The sequence below is a fragment of the Burkholderia sp. Ax-1724 genome (assembly GCF_011752995.1).
Taxonomy (GTDB): domain Bacteria; phylum Pseudomonadota; class Gammaproteobacteria; order Burkholderiales; family Burkholderiaceae; genus Paraburkholderia.
Map to the genome: position 1 here is coordinate 1 of NZ_VWWL01000067.1, position 499 is coordinate 499.

At 63.9% G+C, this 499-nt stretch carries 1 protein-coding gene and 1 pseudogene; one reads left to right on the top strand and one right to left on the bottom strand.

Going from position 1 to position 499, the window contains the following annotated elements; genetic code table 11:
* Nucleotides 1-83: 83 nt before the first annotated feature.
* Nucleotides 84-332 carry a PAAR domain-containing protein gene (locus tag F3J19_RS32325; RefSeq protein WP_167050555.1) on the top strand — a complete coding sequence of 83 codons (249 nt, stop codon included), beginning with the start codon at nt 84-86 and terminating at the stop codon, nt 330-332.
* 44 nt (nt 333-376) lie between these two features.
* Here F3J19_RS32325 and F3J19_RS32925 read toward each other — a convergent pair.
* Nucleotides 377-499 (bottom strand): annotated as a pseudogene (locus F3J19_RS32925) ((2Fe-2S)-binding protein); the annotation flags it as partial.

Consider the following 499-nt stretch of genomic DNA (forward strand, 5'->3'; position numbering starts at 1 on the left):
CCGGTGCGCCTCCCTTGCCGCGCACGCCTGAAATCGTCCCGCCGAAGAGAAACTGACCCAGCAAACTGATCCAGGACAACGACATGGATTTTATTCGGCTCGGCGACACCACCGACCACGGCGGCAAAGTCGTCACCGCCTCGACAACGGCGGACTACGACGGCATAGCACTCGCGCGCAAGGGCGACCTGATCGAGTGTCCGCTACACCCGCAGATTCAGCCTAACGTCATCATCGAGGGCGACGACACGATGATCGATAACGGCGTGCCGCTTGCTCGCGCCGGTCATCGTGGCACATGCGGCTGCCGCCTGATTTCGAGCGTGCGGTGACGTGGCGATCATTCTGGCGTCGTGCCGAATCCGTGCGATGCGCCCTACCCCATCCGCCGCGCCGCCAGATGAATCGCCGCCCGCACCCGCGGATACGTGCCGCAACGGCACACCACCGGCGTCATCGCCGCATCGATATCCGCATCGTTCGGATTCGGCTTGTGCTT